The sequence below is a fragment of the Labrys okinawensis genome (genome assembly GCF_002982075.1).
GTDB classification, from domain to species: Bacteria; Pseudomonadota; Alphaproteobacteria; order Rhizobiales; family Labraceae; genus Labrys; species Labrys okinawensis_A.
Map to the genome: position 1 here is coordinate 88,116 of NZ_PUEJ01000003.1, position 16,224 is coordinate 104,339.

At 64.7% G+C, this 16,224-nt stretch carries 13 protein-coding genes; 2 read left to right on the forward strand and 11 right to left on the reverse strand.

All coding sequences use genetic code 11. The features are described 5' to 3' along the window. Positions 1-69: 69 nt before the first annotated feature. From C5L14_RS07475 to C5L14_RS07490, 4 genes are all read right to left on the reverse strand, one after another. Positions 70-720 (reverse strand): hypothetical protein, encoded by a 651-nt coding sequence (locus C5L14_RS07475; RefSeq protein ID WP_146126860.1) that lies wholly within the window; start codon positions 718-720, stop codon positions 70-72. A 160-nt stretch (positions 721-880) separates the two neighbouring features. Then, positions 881-2,251 carry a PepSY-associated TM helix domain-containing protein gene (locus C5L14_RS07480; protein ID WP_105861427.1) on the reverse strand — a complete coding sequence of 457 codons (1,371 nt, stop codon included), beginning with the start codon at positions 2,249-2,251 and terminating at the stop codon, positions 881-883. An 88-nt stretch (positions 2,252-2,339) separates the two neighbouring features. After that, positions 2,340-2,741 (reverse strand): DUF2946 family protein, encoded by a 402-nt coding sequence (locus C5L14_RS07485; RefSeq protein ID WP_146126861.1) that lies wholly within the window; start codon positions 2,739-2,741, stop codon positions 2,340-2,342. A 148-nt stretch (positions 2,742-2,889) separates the two neighbouring features. Beyond that, positions 2,890-4,986 (reverse strand): acetoacetate--CoA ligase, encoded by a 2,097-nt coding sequence (locus tag C5L14_RS07490; RefSeq protein ID WP_105861429.1) that lies wholly within the window; start codon positions 4,984-4,986, stop codon positions 2,890-2,892. 255 nt (positions 4,987-5,241) lie between these two features. On the opposite strand from C5L14_RS07490, the gene C5L14_RS07495 reads away from it, so the two are divergent. Both C5L14_RS07495 and C5L14_RS07500 read left to right on the forward strand, forming a co-directional pair. After that, a complete protein-coding gene (locus C5L14_RS07495) occupies positions 5,242-5,916 on the forward strand; it encodes a hypothetical protein (protein WP_181161074.1) in 675 nt (224 codons plus the stop codon). Between the two features lie 280 nt (positions 5,917-6,196). Continuing rightward, entirely contained in the window at positions 6,197-8,062 is a 1,866-nt protein-coding gene (locus C5L14_RS07500) for an AsmA family protein (RefSeq protein ID WP_105861430.1), read from the forward strand. Positions 8,063-8,069: 7 nt separating this feature from the next. On the opposite strand, the gene C5L14_RS07505 is transcribed toward C5L14_RS07500, so the two are convergent. The 7 genes from C5L14_RS07505 to C5L14_RS07535 form a co-directional block, all read right to left on the reverse strand. Then, positions 8,070-8,975 (reverse strand): carbohydrate ABC transporter permease, encoded by a 906-nt coding sequence (locus C5L14_RS07505; RefSeq protein ID WP_105861431.1) that lies wholly within the window; start codon positions 8,973-8,975, stop codon positions 8,070-8,072. A gap of 264 nt (positions 8,976-9,239) precedes the next feature. Next, positions 9,240-10,535, reverse strand: a complete 1,296-nt coding sequence (locus C5L14_RS07510) for an ABC transporter substrate-binding protein (RefSeq protein WP_105861432.1) — start codon at positions 10,533-10,535, stop codon at positions 9,240-9,242. A 55-nt stretch (positions 10,536-10,590) separates the two neighbouring features. Beyond that, positions 10,591-11,415 carry a carbohydrate ABC transporter permease gene (locus C5L14_RS07515; RefSeq protein ID WP_105861433.1) on the reverse strand — a complete coding sequence of 275 codons (825 nt, stop codon included), beginning with the start codon at positions 11,413-11,415 and terminating at the stop codon, positions 10,591-10,593. Positions 11,416-11,420: 5 nt separating this feature from the next. Beyond that, on the reverse strand, positions 11,421-12,569 hold the full coding sequence (locus C5L14_RS07520; RefSeq protein ID WP_105861434.1) for an ABC transporter ATP-binding protein: 1,149 nt from the start codon (positions 12,567-12,569) through the stop codon (positions 11,421-11,423). Positions 12,570-13,025: 456 nt separating this feature from the next. Further along, entirely contained in the window at positions 13,026-13,844 is an 819-nt protein-coding gene (locus tag C5L14_RS07525) for an ABC transporter permease (protein WP_105861435.1), read from the reverse strand. Next, positions 13,841-14,779: an ABC transporter permease subunit gene (locus tag C5L14_RS07530; RefSeq protein ID WP_105861436.1), complete on the reverse strand. Its 939-nt coding sequence runs from the start codon at positions 14,777-14,779 to the stop codon at positions 13,841-13,843. Before C5L14_RS07530 ends, C5L14_RS07525 begins: the two co-directional genes overlap by 4 nt. A gap of 9 nt (positions 14,780-14,788) precedes the next feature. Beyond that, positions 14,789-15,976, reverse strand: a complete 1,188-nt coding sequence (locus C5L14_RS07535; protein WP_105861437.1) for an ABC transporter ATP-binding protein — start codon at positions 15,974-15,976, stop codon at positions 14,789-14,791. Between the last annotated feature and the right edge of the window lie 248 nt (positions 15,977-16,224).

Genomic DNA, 16,224 nt, shown 5'->3' on the forward strand with positions numbered 1-16,224 from the left:
AATCGAATGGTCAGACCATCCGACAGGCAATCATCGCTTCGTGCAAGCCCTATTGTCGTCCGCAAACCCTCATCCGGCCGGCAGGGGACCCGTAACGGGCGCGGTGCGTCGCCGCAGGCCGAGCCAGAGGGCTCCGCCGATCAGAAAGGCGAGACCGCCGAAAGTCGCCAGGCTCGGGGGATGCCCGGGCACCTCGCTCCAGCGCGGCGACACCACGTCGGCGGTGTTGAACGCCTCGCCGCTGAAGCGGCAAAGCACCAGCGCGGCATTGTTCCTGGCCATGTCGAGCCCGACCTTCTCGACGAGGGCGCGCACCTCCGCGCGGTCTCCACGCGTCTGCCTGAGCTCGAGAAGCAGGGCCTGCGTGCCGGCGAGATAGGCATGGCTGCATTCGTTGAAGGGGCTTTCCTCGTCCTTCAGGCTGCCCGGGACCAGCCCGCGGAAGCAGAAGAAATACTGCCAGTCGACGAAGGCGCGCAGCCGGCGCGCGGTCTCGTCGAGCCCCGTCTGACGATCGGCGAGGGCAAGAATCGCGGGCATGTTGTCGGCAATCACGGCCATCTGGCCATGGGTGAGATTTGGGATGGGAATGCCGGCCCCGCTGCCATCGCCGGAGGGGTGGTGGGCAAAGGCGGCCGGCGCCTGGGCGCCGGCAAGCAGCAGGGCGCACAGCCAGAACAAGGCTGTCCGCCAGTGCTTTACCGTCCGTTTGCCCGCCAAGCCCGTTGCTCCCCGTTTTAGGCAGAGCCAAACCGCGAAGCGGGCCTCATGTCAACTGCGCCTCCGTTCCGCGAAACGCCGACGTCCTTGTCCGCCTTTCAAAAACGGCATGCTCGCAAGTGGAAGATGCGGACGGGACATCCGCGCTCCCGGGGTTCCTCTATCCGAAGGCGCGGCGCAGAGGCGGCACGGTGCGGATGACGAGGAGATCCAGCGCCACCATCACCATGATGGCAAGGCCGGTGACAGGGAAGGCGAGGCCGACGGCGATGGCGACAATCCACAGGCCGCGGTAGACGCGCGAGTCGCTGGGATAGGGCGGCACGCCGAGCTTGCCGGTGGGGCGGCGCTTCCACCACATCATCACGCCGGAAACGCTGGCGAGGACGACGGCCAGGCACGTCGCCAGCATCACGAGCTGGTTGGCAAGGCCCCATTGCTGACCCTGATGCACGTTGATGCCGAACTCGATCGCCTTGGCGACGCCGCCGAAATCCCCGAATTTGAGGTCGACGATCGGCCTGCCCGAATATTGGTCGATATGGATGGTGCGCTCCTTGGACAGATCGTCCGGGAAGATCGCCGCGGTGTAGACGCCGTTTTCTTCGGTCGGCAGCGCCATTTCGAAGCCGGGCGCGATGCCGAGGCCGCGCGCGACGGCGACGGCGCGATCGAGCCCGATCGCATGGGTGTAAGGCAGGGCCGATTGGGGCACCGGCGAATTCTCCACCGTCCAGCCGGCCTTGCTGACGACGTCCTGCAGCGGCACGGTGGAAGTGGGGGTATTATCCCAGAGCTGGGTGGGATAGCCGAGGCCCGCCTGCGTCGCGAACCCATTGAGCTGCTTGCCCCAGAAACCGGCCCAGGGCAGGCCGCTGGCCGCCAGGAAAAAGATCACCAGCCCTGCGAAGGCGCCGGTGACGGCATGGAGGTCGCGCCACCACACCCGGCGTGCCGGGGTGCCGCGGACAGTCACCACGCCCCCGCTCTGGCCGCGTGGCCACCACAGATAGATCCCTGTGATCACCAGGATGAGGGCAAAGCCGCCCACGGCCTCGATCAGCCGGTTGGTGAAGGTGCCGAACAGTTCCAGGCTATGGATCTTCTTGATCAGCCACATCGGTTCGCGGTCGGCGCGCAGCGTGTCGAGCACGGCGCCGCTATAGGGATCGAGGTACACATAGTATTTGCCGCTGTCGTCCCTGTAGGTGACCTTGGCCGAAGAGGTGGCGTCGGCGGGCTCGGCGTAGGCCGTGGCGGCGGCTTCGGGCCTGCCTTCGAGAGCCTTGTCGACCAGCTCTTCCGGCGACAGGGCCGGCGTGCCGGGATTGGCGACGACGGTTCGGTAGGCAAAGAGCGTGTGGTTGATCTCGTCCTTGAACAGATAGAGCGAGCCCGTGACGGCCAGCAGGATCATGAAGGGAACGCAGAGGAGGCCGGCATAGAAATGCCAGCGCCAGATGGCGCGCTGCAGCGACAGGCGCGAGGGCGGAACGATCGCGAGGGTGTCCGCGCCGTGGGAGATGGTCATGGCGGTGTCCTGAGTTGCCGTCCGCCTGCTCGCAACCGAAAGCTGCGGGCGGCGTCAGGCCGAAAGCGAAGGGGTGGTCGTTCTCAGGTCACGCCATCGGCGGTCCGCGCGGGTGGGCAGCCGCGCGATGGAGGGAAGGGGGAATGCGGCTGTCCGCCGCCAAGGGGGCAAGGGCCGCCAAGATGGAAAGGCGCCGCGGCAGGTCGATGCCGGCGGGTGAGGCCGGCCCGCCGAAGCCGGGGCAGAGGATGCAGCACTCCGCCTCATGGCCGCGATGGTCTGCTGGCGGGACTGATCCCGCGTCGGTGATGCCCATGCCGTTGCCGGCGCAGACGATTTCGAGCGCGGCGAGATTGCGGTCGAGCGTGTCGGCCCGCAATTGCGGCGCCATCAGTACGCCCATCAGCAGGCTGTTGACCAGCAGCGCATAGACGGCGAAGGCCGTGACAGCGGCCTTCGTGATGTCCCTGCCTATGCGCGAAGCGTGCACTGTTGCCGGTTCCTGATGGGTTTTGAGGCGCGCCGGACATGCCGGCGCGAGGATCATCTTGTCATTGCCGGGTCGGCCCCGGCAAGAAACAACATTGTCGCGATTTTGAACCTGCCGATCCGAACGGCTCGTAAGCGGGGCCTCTTTCTCAATCCCTCAGCGCCGGCAGGTCCTTGTAGAGAGCCAGCGCTTCGGGGTTGGCCAGGGCCTCCTGGTTCTTGACAGTGCGGCCGGCGACGATGTCGCGCACGGCAAGCTCGGTGATCTTGCCGGATTTCGTGCGCGGAATGTCGGTGACGGCGATGATCTTGGCGGGCACATGGCGCGGCGAGGCACCGGTGCGGATCTGGCGCTTGATGCGATCGACGAGGGCGTCGTCCAGGGCCATGCCTTCGCGCAGGCGCACGAACAGCACGATGCGCACGTCGCCCTGCCAGTCCTGGCCGATGGCGAGGGATTCCAGCACCTCGGGGATCTTCTCCACCTGGGCGTAGAGCTCGGCGGTGCCGATGCGCACCCCGCCCGGATTGAGGGTGGCGTCCGAGCGGCCGTGGATGATCAGTCCGCCATGGCGGGTCCATTCGGCGAAGTCACCATGGTGCCAGACATTGTCGAAGCGCTCGAAATAGGCAGCCCGGTATTTGTGGCCCCCTTCATCGTTCCAGAACATCACTGGCATGGAGGGGAAGGGACGGGTGCAAACCAGCTCACCCTTCTCCTCGCGCACGCTCTGGCCGTCGTCGTTCCACACATCGACCGCCATGCCGAGGCCGGGCGCCTGGATCTCGCCGGACCATACCGGCGAAGTGGGATCGCCGAGCACGAAGCAGGAGACGATATCGGTACCGCCCGAAATGGAGGCGAGGTGGAGATCGCTCTTCACGTCCTCATAGACCCAGCGGAAACCCTCCGGCGACAGGGGCGAGCCGGTCGAGGTCATCAGCCGGATCGCGCTCATATCATGGGTTTCGCGCGGCACCAGTCCGGCCTTGTGGGCTGCGTCGATATATTTGGCGGAGGTGCCGAACATCACGCCCTTCTCGCGCGTGACGAAATCGAACAGCACGCTCGCATCCGGGTGGAAGGGTGAGCCGTCATAGAGCAGCAGAGTTTCGCCATTGGCCAGGCCCGCGATCAGCCAGTTCCACATCATCCAGCCGCAGGTGGTGAAATAGAAGCTGCGCTCGCCCGGCCGCAAGTCGCATTGCAGGCGATGTTCCTTGACCAACTGCAGCAGCGTGCCGCCGGCGCCATGCACGATGCATTTGGGCACGCCCGTGGTGCCGGAGGAATAGAGGATGAACAGAGGCTGGTGGAAGGGCAGCGCTTCGAACGCTACCGGCTTGGCCCGGTAGGGCGCGGTGAGGATGGCCAGCGTGGTGCCTTCCGGGATCTTGGCCGCCACCGTCTCGGCCTCGCCGAGATAGGGCACCACCACCGTCTTGCAGCCGAGTTCGGCGGCGATGGCGATCACCTTGGCGCCGTTGTCGATGCGCTTGCCGGCATACCAGTAGCCGTCGATGGCGAAGAACAGCTTGGGCGTGATCTGACCGAAGCGGTCGAGCACGCCGCGTTCGCCGAAATCGGGGGAGCAGGAGGAGAAGATCGCGCCGATCGAGGCGGCCGCCAGCATGATCGCCACCGTCTCGGGCCGGTTCGGCATCATCGCGGCGACGCGATCGCCGACCTGTACCCCTTCAGCCCGCATGGCCTGCTGCAGGCGCGAGACGAGGTCGGTGAGCTCACGCCAGCTCAAAGTGAGGCTCGCCTTGTCCTCGCCCTGGAAGATCAGGGCAGGCTCGTCGTCGCTGCGCGCTAGCAGGTTCTCGGCGAAGTTCAGCCTGGCATCGGGAAAGAAGCGGGCCTTGAGCATGTCGTCGAGATCGCTGGCGAGCCGCTCGCCCTTCTCGCCCTTGATGCCGCTGTCGTCCCAGATCAGGTTCCAGAAGTCGGCGGCGCTTTCGACCGACCAGCGATGCAGGTCGCGATAGGTCTTCAGGCTCAGGCCGTGGCGGGCATTGGCGGCGGCGATGATGGCGGCGATCTGCGTTCCCGCGACGCGTGCGGGCGAGGGGGTCCATAGCGGCTTGTCGTCGGCCGGTTCGGCAGGGACCTCGATGTCACCCGCCAGCACCTCGTCCGACGCCGGCTTGGCTGTCTTGCGGTCCTTGGCGGGCTTGCCGGCGGGTTCCTTGGCAGCGGCTTCCTTGGCAGTGGTTTCCTGGGCAGTGGTTTCCTTGGCCATGTCCTCGGCTGTTTCCCTTTGCTTCGGCGCTTCCCTTTGCAGAGTTTCCGGCATTGCCGCATCGCTCTTCGCAACTGCAGTATGACGATTTCGCGATCTAAGGAAGAGGGTAATGCACCAATCCGTTTCGACCGGGATCCGAGCTTGGCTCGAAAACCCCTCGGCGGCGCCGGCCGATCGCAGGCCCGCGGCAAGGGCTGAAGCCTTTGCCGTCGCCCCTGCTATAAGACCGTCTCCTGTAGGATGGAGCGGGTGATGGAGATCTGGACGGAACTCGACAGCGTGGTGACGGCGCAGGGAGACCGGATCGTCCTGCGCCGCCGCGGCGGTCTCTTCGACATCCGCTTCAATGGCTGGGAGCTGATGTCGAACCATGATCCCCGCTCGGAGATCGTGCTGGCCGAGACCGTCTGCCGCCGCCTCGGGACGCAGGCGCCCCGCATCCTGATCGGCGGCCTCGGCATGGGCTATACGCTGAGGGCGACGCTCGATGGCGTCGGTCCGCAGGCGCATATTCTCGTCTGCGAACTCCTGCCCGAAATCGTTGCCTGGAACCGGGGCGTCCTCGCCCCGCTCGCCGGCCATCCGCTGGCGGACGGCCGCGTGACCGTGCGCACCGGCAGCGTGGCCGAGATCATCGCCGCCGAGCCCGCCGGCTTCGACGCCATTCTGCTCGATACCGACAATGGCCCCGATTATGTCGTGCACGAGCCCAACCACGCGCTCTATTCGGGCGAGGGGATCGATCGCATCGCCCGCGCCCTTGCTCCGGGCGGTGTTGCCGGCCTGTGGTCGGCCACCCGGTCGGCGCCCTTCGAGGCCAGCCTGTCGGCCTCGGGGCTGCCGTGGCGGTGCGAGAGAATATCGCTCGGGGAGCCGGGGCAGGAGCCGTTTCATATGGTGTATCTGATCGGCGTGCCTGCCGGATAAACGCAGAAAAGCCCCATGGAAGAGGCGCGCGCCGGCTCTTCCGGCTTTCTTAACCATGGCGGCCCATGCTGGCGGAATGGAAGGCACGCGATTGTATCGTACCCGTCATGGCCGGCGACCGCTGCTTTTCCCCGCATGGCGGCTTTGCCATAACCAAGCCTCGCTTTTACCACGATGGACTGCCATTTATAATGCATCGAGTTTGTGATTCAGCTCCGTCGCCCGGGCGCATGGCAGAGGTCACCAACCACCCTTTGATCGAGCGAGGCGCGGAAACGGCATGAAGCGTATTGGGCTATTCCTGGCCGCTATCGCTGCTGCGCTTCTTGCCGTGGTGCTGACGGTGCCGTGGATGACGCCGGAAAGCGTGCTGCGTGATACCTTCACCCGTGAGATCGTCGCCCTGACCGGCCGTACGCCCGTCATAGAGGGCCAGGTCCATCTGGCCTGGGCGCCGTTGCCGACGCTGATGATCGAGAAGGTCACCATTCCCGGTGCCGAAGGCCTGCCGCCGCTGCTGGTGGCCGACAAAATGCAGGGCACGCTGCGCCTGGCGCCGCTGGTGATCGGGCGCATCGAAATATCGGGCCTGATGCTCAAGCGTGCCAGCATCGGCCTCACAGCCGGCAAGAATGGCGCGCGCTCGTGGGAATTCAAGGAGGGCGTGCTGGCCGAGGCCGCCGCCGGGCGCTTCGACAAGCCGATGCCGGTCAAGACCATTCGTCTCGTCGACGGCACCATCCGTTATGACGACAGCGCCCTGGGCCGGGTCACCTCCGTTTCGGTCGATGACGTCACGTTCGCCTGGGCCGGCCGCAGCGATGCGATGTCGGCGGCCGGCGTGATCAATTGGCGCGACCGCGAGGCCGAAATTGCCGTGGCGCTCGCCGATCCCGCCAGCCTGATCGCGGGTGGTAAGTCGGACATGCGGGCGCGCATCAAGGGCGATACGCTCAATCTCGCCGCCAGCGGCACGCTGGACGGGGCGGGGCGGCTGGACGGCAAGGTCTCGGCCAGCGGCACGTCGCTGCGCGACACGCTGCGCTGGCTCGGCTTCGGCCTGCCGGCCGGGCGCAGCCTCGCCGCCTATGACCTGCAGTCGCCCCTGACGCTCGATCACAGCGCCATTTCGCTCAACGAGGTTCAGCTCTCGCTCGACGGCAACGAGGCCGAAGGCTCGCTCACCGTCGAATTCGGCAAGGAGCGCCCCAAGGTCAGCGGCACGCTTGCCGCCGATACGCTCGACCTCAGCGCCTATTCCAATGAACTCCACCTTGCCGATGGCCGTCCGCGCAAATGGCGTGCCGATCATATCAGCATCAACAGCCTGCTGGTCAGCGACCTCGATCTGCGCATTTCGGCCGGCGAGACGACCATCGATAAGGTTCGTCTCGGCCGCGCCGCGGCAACCGTCTCCACCCGCAACGGTCAGCTCGAGCTCGCCCTCAGCGAGGCCGTCGCCTATGGCGGCACGCTCAAGGGCACCATTGCGCTCAAGCCTTCCGACAAGATGACCGAACTCGCCGCCGCTGCCAGCTTTGAGGGCGTCGACATGGGCGGCGCACTCGGCGATCTCTTCGGTTTCCGGCGTCTGGAAGGAACCGGCACCGGGACGATGGCCGTCAGCGGCACCGGCGCTTCCATCGCCGACCTGTCGCGCTCGCTGCAGGGACGGGCCGATATCAGCGTCGCCGGCGGCTCCCTGGTCGGCATCGATCTCGCCAGCCTGATGCAGAAGATCGAGCGGCGGCCGCTCTCGGCCCGTTTCGAATCCTCCTATGGCGGCCGCACTACCTTCGACCTCGCCAAGGCCAGCTTCAAGATCACCGATGGCATGGCCAAGACCGCCGACTGCCGCATGGAGAACGGTTCCCTTTCGGTGTCGTTGACGGGGGATGCCAATATCGCCCTGCGCAGCCTCGACATGGCCGGCGTGGCCAATTGGAGCGATGCCGATGCTGCCAATCCCTTCCGCCTGCCCTTCCGCGTCTATGGCGGCTGGGAGGTGCCGGTGGTCGAGCCCGACACCGAGGCTCTGATCCGCCGTTCAGGTGCGGCCGCTCCATTGCTGCGCAGCTTCATCCGGCCGGGGCGGGACGTCACGCAGGACACCGGCAAAACGCCACCGGCTTCGGCGGCGCAGTAGGACCCGTTCAGCGCCAGGCTTCGCCGGCCTGCGAGCGCTCCAACACGGCGAAGAAGATCACCGTGAGGGCGAGCACGATCACCAGGAGCACGAAGGCTGCTGCCGCTCCCTCGTTGAGCGAGAGGCCGAGGAAGGCCCGGCGATAGGCGAAGAAGCTCAGCACCTCCGTGGCGTTGCCGGGGCCGCCCTTGGTGAGCACATAGGGCAGGTCATAGGTGCGGAATTCGTTGATCAGCTGGATGATGACGGTGATGGCCGCCACCGGCCGCAGCATCGGCAGGGTGATGTAGAAGAATTGCTGCCATGCCCGCGCGCCGTCGACCTCGGCGGCCTCATAGGGATCACGCGGCAGGGCGGCGAGACCGGCGGCCAGGATCAGCACCACGAAGGACATCTGCTGCCAGATGTCGATGGCCGCCATGGTCCACAACGCCATGCCCGGCGTGCCCAGCCAGTCGAGCCGGGGCAGGCCGAAGCTCTCCATCAGATGGTTGGCGATGCCGAGATTGGGCTGCAGCAGCATGCGCCAGATCAGGGCGACCGAGATCGGCGACATCGCCATCGGAATGGTGAGGATGGCGAAATAGACCGGCTTCATGTGCACGGTACGGTTGAGCATCAGGGCGATGCCGAGGCCGATCACAAACTCGCCGATCACGGTGATGGCCGAATAGCGCACGGTAAGCCACAGGGCATTCCAGAACAGCGGGTCGGCCAGCATCGACGCGAAGTTCTTGAAGCCCACCAGCGGCATCAGGCTGGGCTTGATCAGCGTCATCGACGAGATCGACAGGATGCAGGCATAGACCAGCGGAAAACCCATCACGATGGCGAGCAGCAGGAGGCCGGGCAGGGCGAAAGCCCATCCGATCCGCCATTCCCGGCTGCGTCCGGCCAATCCCATCACGCTCATCTGTCGCACCACTGGAGCGTTTTCAAGAAAAGTTGGCAGACTTTTCGCCTGAGAAAACGCGTCAAAACAAGGGGTAGAGAAAAGATGCGATTTATAGAAATCGCGCTTTGCTCTGGTTTCTATAGCGTTTTGCGATTAGACGGAGTCACCTAGAATCGCAAAGACGCGTCAGAACAATGAGTTAGAGCAAATAAGCGTTCACGCTTGAACGCGCTTTGCTCTAGGGCAGGACCGGCGCGGCCCGAAGACCGCGCCGGGGCAAGGTCACTTGTCGAGCAGTTGCTGCAAACCGTCGGAGGCCGCCTTCAGCGCCGCCTCGGACGTCGCCTGGCCGCCGGCCGCGAGTGAGAGTTGCGTGCCGAGCACGTCCTCGTACTGGGCCGAATAGGTGAAGATCGGGAAGGACTTGCCGCTCGCCACCACGGATTCGGCCGTCGCGTAGAAGGGGTACTTCTTCAGCACCTCGGCATCCTTGTAGACGTCGGAACGCACGGGTGCGTGGCCCTGCAGGGCGCGCTTGACCGATATCTCCTTGCTCTGCACCCATTGGATGAAGGTCCAGGCCGCTTCCTGCTCTTCCGGCGTGGTGTTCTTGGGAATGCCCCAGCCCCAGCCGCCGCTCTCGCCATGGCCGCCGGGCATCACTGATAGCCCGACCTTGCCGGCCACCGTCGGGCATTTGGCGGCATCGTCCATCTGCGGCAGCATCCACCAATAGGTCACCATGGAGAAGGCCGCGCCCGAGCACATCAGCCGCATGGTGTCGTCGAGCGTGGCCGAGGTCGCGCCCTGCTGGGCGCCGTTCTGGATGTTGTCGACATAGAGGTCCAGGGCCTTCTTGGCCTCCGGCGTGTTCAGGCTGGCCTTGCCGGCGGCGTCGCGATAGGCCCCGCCCGCCGAGAACAGGTAGTTGGAGAATTCCATGCTGTTCGGATCGCCGCGCTGGCCTTGCATCGCTGCGCCCGCGACCTTGGCGTTGGCCTTCATGAATTTGGAAATCGCCACATAGTCTTCCAGCGAGGTGGGCAGGGCGAGCTCCTTGCCGGTGGCGCTCTTATAGGCCGCCTTCAGCTTTTCGTCGGCGAGAAGGTCCTTCCGATAGAGCAGGCCCATCGAGTAATTGTACATCGGCACCAGGTTGAGCTTGTCCTGGCTGCCGCCGAGCAGCTCGACGGTGGAGGGTATGAAGGCCCCGAGATCGTATTTGCTCTTCTCGACCAGGGGCTTGAGATCGACGAGCCAGTTCGCCGCCGGGAATTCGCCGGCCCAGAGGAAATCGACCTCGAGCAGATTGTAGTAGCTCTGCGGCCCCGTGAGCTGGGCCACCAGCTTGTCGTGCATGTCGGGATAGCCGATCTTCTCGAATTCGACCTTGATGCCGGTCTTCTGCTCGAATTCCGGCAGCAGCGCCTCGATGATCTTGGTCTCCGGCACGTCCTCCATCAGCGCGCGCAGGGTGACCGTCTCCGCGGCCGCCGGCGACAGCGAAGTGCCTAGCAGCATCGCCGTGCCGGCTGCCGCCAGCAGGGTCTTTTTCAGGCGATTCTCGTTCCAGATCATGGCTCTATCCCTCTCTCCGTGATGTGCGGCTTTGTTGCCGCTCTGTGTTGCCGGCCTATTTGACGCTGCCGAAAGTCAGTCCCTGGACGATGAAGCGCTGGATGAAGCGCGAGGCGACGACCAGAGGCAGGATGGCAAGGATGACCCCGGCCGAGACCTTGGCGATCTGCACGCCGTTGGAGGTCTGCAGCGCGGCGAGCGCCACCGGTATGGTCGCGGTGGCCGGTCCGCTCAGCACCAGCGCGAACAGGAACTCGTTCCAGGCCAGGATGAAACCGAGCACGCCGGCGGCAGCGATGCCGGGCAGCGATACTGGCAGCACGATGCGCCAGAACGCTCCCCAGGCGGTGGCGCCGTCGGTCATGGCGGCCCATTCGAGATCGATCGGCACGCCCTCGAAGAAGCCCATCAGGATCCAGGTCAGGAAGGGCAGGTTGAGGGCGGCATAGACGATGATCAGCCCGGTCAGCGAGTTGGAGAGTTCCAGGCTGCGGAACAGCGTGAAGGTCGGCAGCACCAGCGCCACCGGTGGCAGCATCTGGGTGGCCAGCACGATGAACCGTGCCCAGCGCCCGCCGGTGCGGAAGCGGGCGAAGGCATAGCCGGTGGTCGCCGCGAAGGGCAGGGCGACCAGCACCGAGCCGAGGGCCACGACCAGGCTGTTGAGATAGGAGCCGCCGAAGCGGCTGGAGATCAGCGCGGCGTAGTTCTCGGTGGTGAAGGCCGGCATCAACTCGCTGCTGTAGGAGAGCTGCTCGGGCAGGAAGCTGGTCCTGAGCACCCAGAGCGGTGGCAGCAGGATGAGGGCGCAGGCGAGGCAGAGGCCGAAATGCAGGCCGAAGCGTCGGCGGAAGGGAATGGTCTCACTGTCGCTGCGCATCGTCGTCAGGCTCCTCCCGTCAGCGCCGGCCTGGCGATCACCTGCTCGGTTTCAGGGTCGAACAGGTGCATGGGCAGGGTATCGACATAGAGCTCCACCGTCGCTCCGATCGGGGCGGTGAAATTGCGCCCGAGGCGCGCCGCGATCTCCAGTGGCTTGTCGCCGGTCCCGCTTTCGCCGGCGATCTGGCCGATCAGGATGTTCTCGGCGCCGAGGGCTTCGATGGCGACGACGCGGATCGCGATTTTCTGCCAATCGGGATGCTGCTGGGTCTCGTAGAAGTCCTCAGCCCGGACGCCGAGGATGACGCGGCGGCCGGCGCGCCCGCCATAGGGGGCATGGTGGCGGGCCGGCACGGCCAGCCTGGCGCCGGCATCCGTCACCACCGCAAGGCCTTCGGCCGGCGTCCCTGCCAGCCTGGCCGGGATCAGGTTCATCGGCGGTGTCGCGAGGAAGCGGGCCACGAAGGTGTTGGCCGGATTGGCATAGACCTCGAGCGGCCGCCCGGACTGGACCAGCCGGCCCTCCCGCATGATGCAGATGCGATCGCCCATCGTCATCGCCTCGACCTGGTCATGGGTGACATGCACGATGGTGCGGCCGAGGCGGCGATGGAGCTTGATGAGTTCGAGGCGCATTTCGGCCCGAAGCTGGGCGTCGAGATTGGAGAGAGGCTCGTCGAGCAGGAAAGCGGCGGGCTCGCGCACGATGGCCCGCCCCAGGGCGACCCGCTGGCGCTGGCCGCCCGAAAGCGCGGCCGGCTTGCGGCCGAGCAGGTTCTGCAGGCCAAGCAGCTGGGCGGCATCGGCGATCTTGGCATCGATGGTGGCGGCGTCGGCGCCGCGCATCTTCAGGCCGAACGCCATGTTCTGGCGCACGCTCATATGCGGATAGAGGGCATAGCTTTGGAACACCACGGCGATGTTGCGGTCGCGCGGGGCAACATGGGTCATGCTCTTGCCGCCGATGCGCAGATCGCCGGAAGAAATGCCTTCCAGCCCGGCGATCATGCGCAAGGTGGTCGACTTGCCGCAGCCGGAGGGGCCAAGAAAGATGACGAACTCGCCGTCCGGGATGGTCAGGTCGACGTCGCGTACGCCATAGGCGCCATTGGCGTAGAGCTTGGAGACATGGTCAAGTTCGATAGATGCCATGATGCTTCCTAGCGCGCTGCGAGAGAGGCGAGCGTCGAGACCCGAAAAAGAACAGAATCAAACATGATTGCCAGCCGCTTCCATCGCCGATGTGCAGTTCCCTATGGCGCTTCGGCTTCCCATCTCTCGGCAAGACTGCGTCAATTCTGATAAAAATGACGAGAATCACTGAGAAAATGATGAGTATGGCCGATTTTTTCTAAGCCGAACTCGGATGCGCCTACGGCAGCGCCTGCCGATTCCGTCGATTGAACGGCATGCTATTCAACAAAATATAACATCGCAAGAGCGATTATGTTAGAAAATGTTTGATTTAGGTCTATTGAGGTCTGTCATGAGGAGTGGCGGGCAGGGGGCGCGTCAGGCGCGGACCACAGGCCCAGGGTGGCTAAACGAAAAGGCCCCCGCCCATGGGGGCGAGGGCCTGAAACTCTCCTGGGGTCGTGATTGGCCGTATCAGCCGGCCGCAGCCAGCCTCTCCGCGCGCTCGCGCTCTCTCTCGGCCCGGCTGGTATAGATGGCGGCAATCACCACGCCGAGGGCGACCACGGCCAGCATCAGCGTGCAGGCCGCGTTGATTTCCGGCGTCACGCCGAGGCGCACAGAGGAATAGATGCGCATCGGCAGCGTGTTCCAGCCCGGGCCGGAGGTGAAGCTCGCCAGCACGAGATCGTCGAGCGACAGGGTGAAGGCCAGCATCCAGCCCGAGATCACCGCCGGCGCGATGATCGGCAGGGTGATCAGGAAGAAGGCCTTGAAGGGATGGCAGCCCAGATCCAGGGCCGCTTCCTCGATGGAACGGTCGAAGCTGAGCAGGCGCGACTGCACCACCACGGTGACGAAGCACATGGTGAGCGTGACATGGGCCAGGGTGATGGTCCAGAAGCCGCGGTCGACGCCGAGCGAGATGAAGAACAGCAGGAGCGACAGGCCGATGATGATTTCGGGCATCACTAGCGGCGCGTAGACCATGGCCGAGAAGGTCATGCGGCCGCGAAAACGGCCCATGCGCACCAGGACCACGGCGGCGAGCGTGCCGAGTATGGTGGCGATGGTGGCGGAAACGGTCGCCACGATCAGGGTGATCCTGGCGGCATTCATGAAGGCTTCGTCGTGGAAGAGCTCGGCATACCAACGCGTCGACCAGCCGCCCCAGACCGTCACCAGCTTGGAATCGTTGAAGGAATAGATCACCAGGATCACGATCGGCAGATAGAGGAAGGCGAGGCCGAGGGCGACCGAGGTCATGTTGAACCAGGAAGAACCTTTGCTCATCGGTCGGTCTCCAGCGCCTTGGCCTGGCTGTGCTGATAATAGGTGATCGGCACGACCAGGATGATCAGGAGGATCACGGCGACGGCGGAAGCCGCCGGCCAGTCTCGGTTCGAGAAGAACAGGTCCCACATCTGCTTGCCGATCATCAGCGTGGAAGAGCCGCCGAGCAAATCCGGGATGACGAACTCGCCCACGGCCGGGATGAAGCAGAGCATGCAGCCGGCGATCACGCCGGGCAGGGAGAGCGGGAAGGTCACCAGCCAGAAGGCCTTGATCGGCTTGCAGCCCAGATCCGCCGCCGCCTCCAGCAGGGTATGATCCATCTTCTCCAGGGTGGAATAGAGCGGCAGGATCATGAAGGGCAGGTAGGAATAGACGATGCCGATGAAGATCGCCCAATTGGTGTTGAGGATCTGCAGGGGCTCGGAAATGATGCCGAGCTTGATCAGCACCAGGTTGAGCAGGCCTTCCGGTTTGAGAATGCCGATCCAGGCATAGACCCGGATCAGGAACGAGGTCCAGAACGGCAGGATGACCAGCATCAGCAGGGTCGGGCGCATGCTCTTGGGTGCGCGCGCCATGCCGTAGGCGATGGGATAGCCGATGATCAGCAGGAGAATCGTCGAGACGAAGGCGATCACCACGCTGGACAGATAGGCTTTGAGATAGAGCGTGTCGCCATCCTCGCCCCAGATGTTGAACATCGTCCAATAATTGTCGAAGCTCAGCCCTGAGACAAAGTCCACAATGCTTTGCCAGGTGCCGTCGAAGTTGAAGACCGGCGTGTAGGGCGGCTGTCCCAGCTCGATTTGGCTCAGCGAGATCTTCAGCACCATCAGGAAGGGCAGGGCGAAGAAGATGGCCAGCCACAGATAGGGGATGGCGATCACTCCGGTGCGGCCGGAGAAGAAGCCCTTTCGGGTCGTGTCTGCCATGTCGCCCTCCTATTTGGTCAGGACGACGCCGGCATCCGGCGCAAAGCTGACATGGACCTTGTCTTCCCAGGTGATCGGGCGTTCGACGAAGCGGCTCATATTGGCCTGCGACACCCGGATGCGCTGCCCGGTGCCGGCGACGTCGACGAGGTAATTGGTCCAGTCGCCGAGATAGCCGATGTCGAACACCTCGCCCGCCAGCGAATTGCCCGGCGTGGCCGGCGCATCGAGCGAGATGCGCATCTTTTCGGGGCGGATGGCCAGGAAGACGTCCTGGCCGACGGAGCAGCGTTCGGCACTGTCCACGCTGAAAGCCTGATTGCTCGGCGAGGTGATGGTGAGGGAGCTGCCGTTCTGGGCGGAGACCTTGCCTTCGAGGATGTTGATGTTGCCGATGAAGTCGGCGACATAGCGGGAATTGGGCTGCTCGTAGATCTCGCCGGGCGGGGCCACCTGCACCAGTTTGCCATGGTCCATCACGGCGATGCGGTCGGACATCGTCATCGCCTCTTCCTGGTCATGCGTGACGATGACGAAGGTGATGCCGAGCTCGACCTGGATGTCCATCAACTCGAACTGGGTTTCCTCGCGCAGCTTCTTGTCGAGGGCGCCGAGCGGCTCGTCGAGCAGCAGCACCTTGGGCTGCTTGGCCACGGCACGGGCGAGGGCCACGCGCTGGCGCTGGCCGCCCGAGAGCTGGTGCGGCTTGCGGGTGGCGAATTTCTCCAGCTTGACCAGCTTCAGCATCTGCCCGACGCGGGTCTCGATCTCCGCCTTTGGCATCTTGTCCATCTTCAGGCCGAAGGCGATGTTGTCGGCCACGCTCATATGCGGGAACAGCGCATAGGACTGGAACATCATGTTGACCGGGCGTTCATAGGGCGGCACGCCGGCCAGATCCTTGCCCGCCAGGGTGATGCGCCCCGATGTCGGCTGCTCGAAGCCGGCGAGCATGCGCATCAAGGTGGTCTTGCCGCAGCCGGAAGGGCCGAGCAGGGAGAAGAATTCGCGGGGGTAGATGTCGAGCGAAACCTCGTTCACCGCCACGAAATCGCCAAAGCGCTTGGTGACGTTCTCGAAGCGGATGAGGGGAACTTCTTTTGGATCGGCCCAGGGCTGGAATTTGCGGCGAACGCCGCCGATCGCCTTCTGCGACTTCACGGGCGCCGTGGCGCCGCCCCCGCCTGTATCAGACATGGTATCCCATCTGTTTGTGGTGATTGATTCCAGCCTAAACCGGGAAGTCGGCGGCGGTCTACAGGGGAAATGCGAATCCACGCAAAAATGTGATCACATTTTTTGTGATCACATTTTTTGGCCATTCCGATTGACTTTTGCCTGCCGCTAAAGGCAGTGTGGCGCCAGCGTCGGTCCACCGATGCCTCTTTTGCGCGTCTTCCCCGATGCGCGGCGCGTGCGCCTCCGCCCTCCTAAACCAAGGGCCC

Bases quoted from the DNA above. Each gene is read 5' to 3' on its own strand.
- C5L14_RS07480 (WP_105861427.1), bottom strand. From the start codon at position 2,251: ATGACCATCTCCCACGGCGCGGACACCCTCGCGATCGTTCCGCCCTCG.
- C5L14_RS07535 (WP_105861437.1), bottom strand. From the start codon at position 15,976: ATGTCTGATACAGGCGGGGGCGGCGCCACGGCGCCCGTGAAGTCGCAG.
- C5L14_RS07510 (WP_105861432.1), bottom strand. From the start codon at position 10,535: ATGATCTGGAACGAGAATCGCCTGAAAAAGACCCTGCTGGCGGCAGCC.
- C5L14_RS07500 (WP_105861430.1), top strand. From the start codon at position 6,197: ATGAAGCGTATTGGGCTATTCCTGGCCGCTATCGCTGCTGCGCTTCTT.
- C5L14_RS07515 (WP_105861433.1), bottom strand. From the start codon at position 11,415: ATGCGCAGCGACAGTGAGACCATTCCCTTCCGCCGACGCTTCGGCCTG.
- C5L14_RS07530 (WP_105861436.1), bottom strand. From the start codon at position 14,779: ATGGCAGACACGACCCGAAAGGGCTTCTTCTCCGGCCGCACCGGAGTG.
- C5L14_RS07495 (WP_181161074.1), top strand. From the start codon at position 5,242: ATGGAGATCTGGACGGAACTCGACAGCGTGGTGACGGCGCAGGGAGAC.
- C5L14_RS07490 (WP_105861429.1), bottom strand. From the start codon at position 4,986: ATGGCCAAGGAAACCACTGCCCAGGAAACCACTGCCAAGGAAGCCGCT.
- C5L14_RS07505 (WP_105861431.1), bottom strand. From the start codon at position 8,975: ATGAGCGTGATGGGATTGGCCGGACGCAGCCGGGAATGGCGGATCGGA.
- C5L14_RS07525 (WP_105861435.1), bottom strand. From the start codon at position 13,844: ATGAGCAAAGGTTCTTCCTGGTTCAACATGACCTCGGTCGCCCTCGGC.
- C5L14_RS07520 (WP_105861434.1), bottom strand. From the start codon at position 12,569: ATGGCATCTATCGAACTTGACCATGTCTCCAAGCTCTACGCCAATGGC.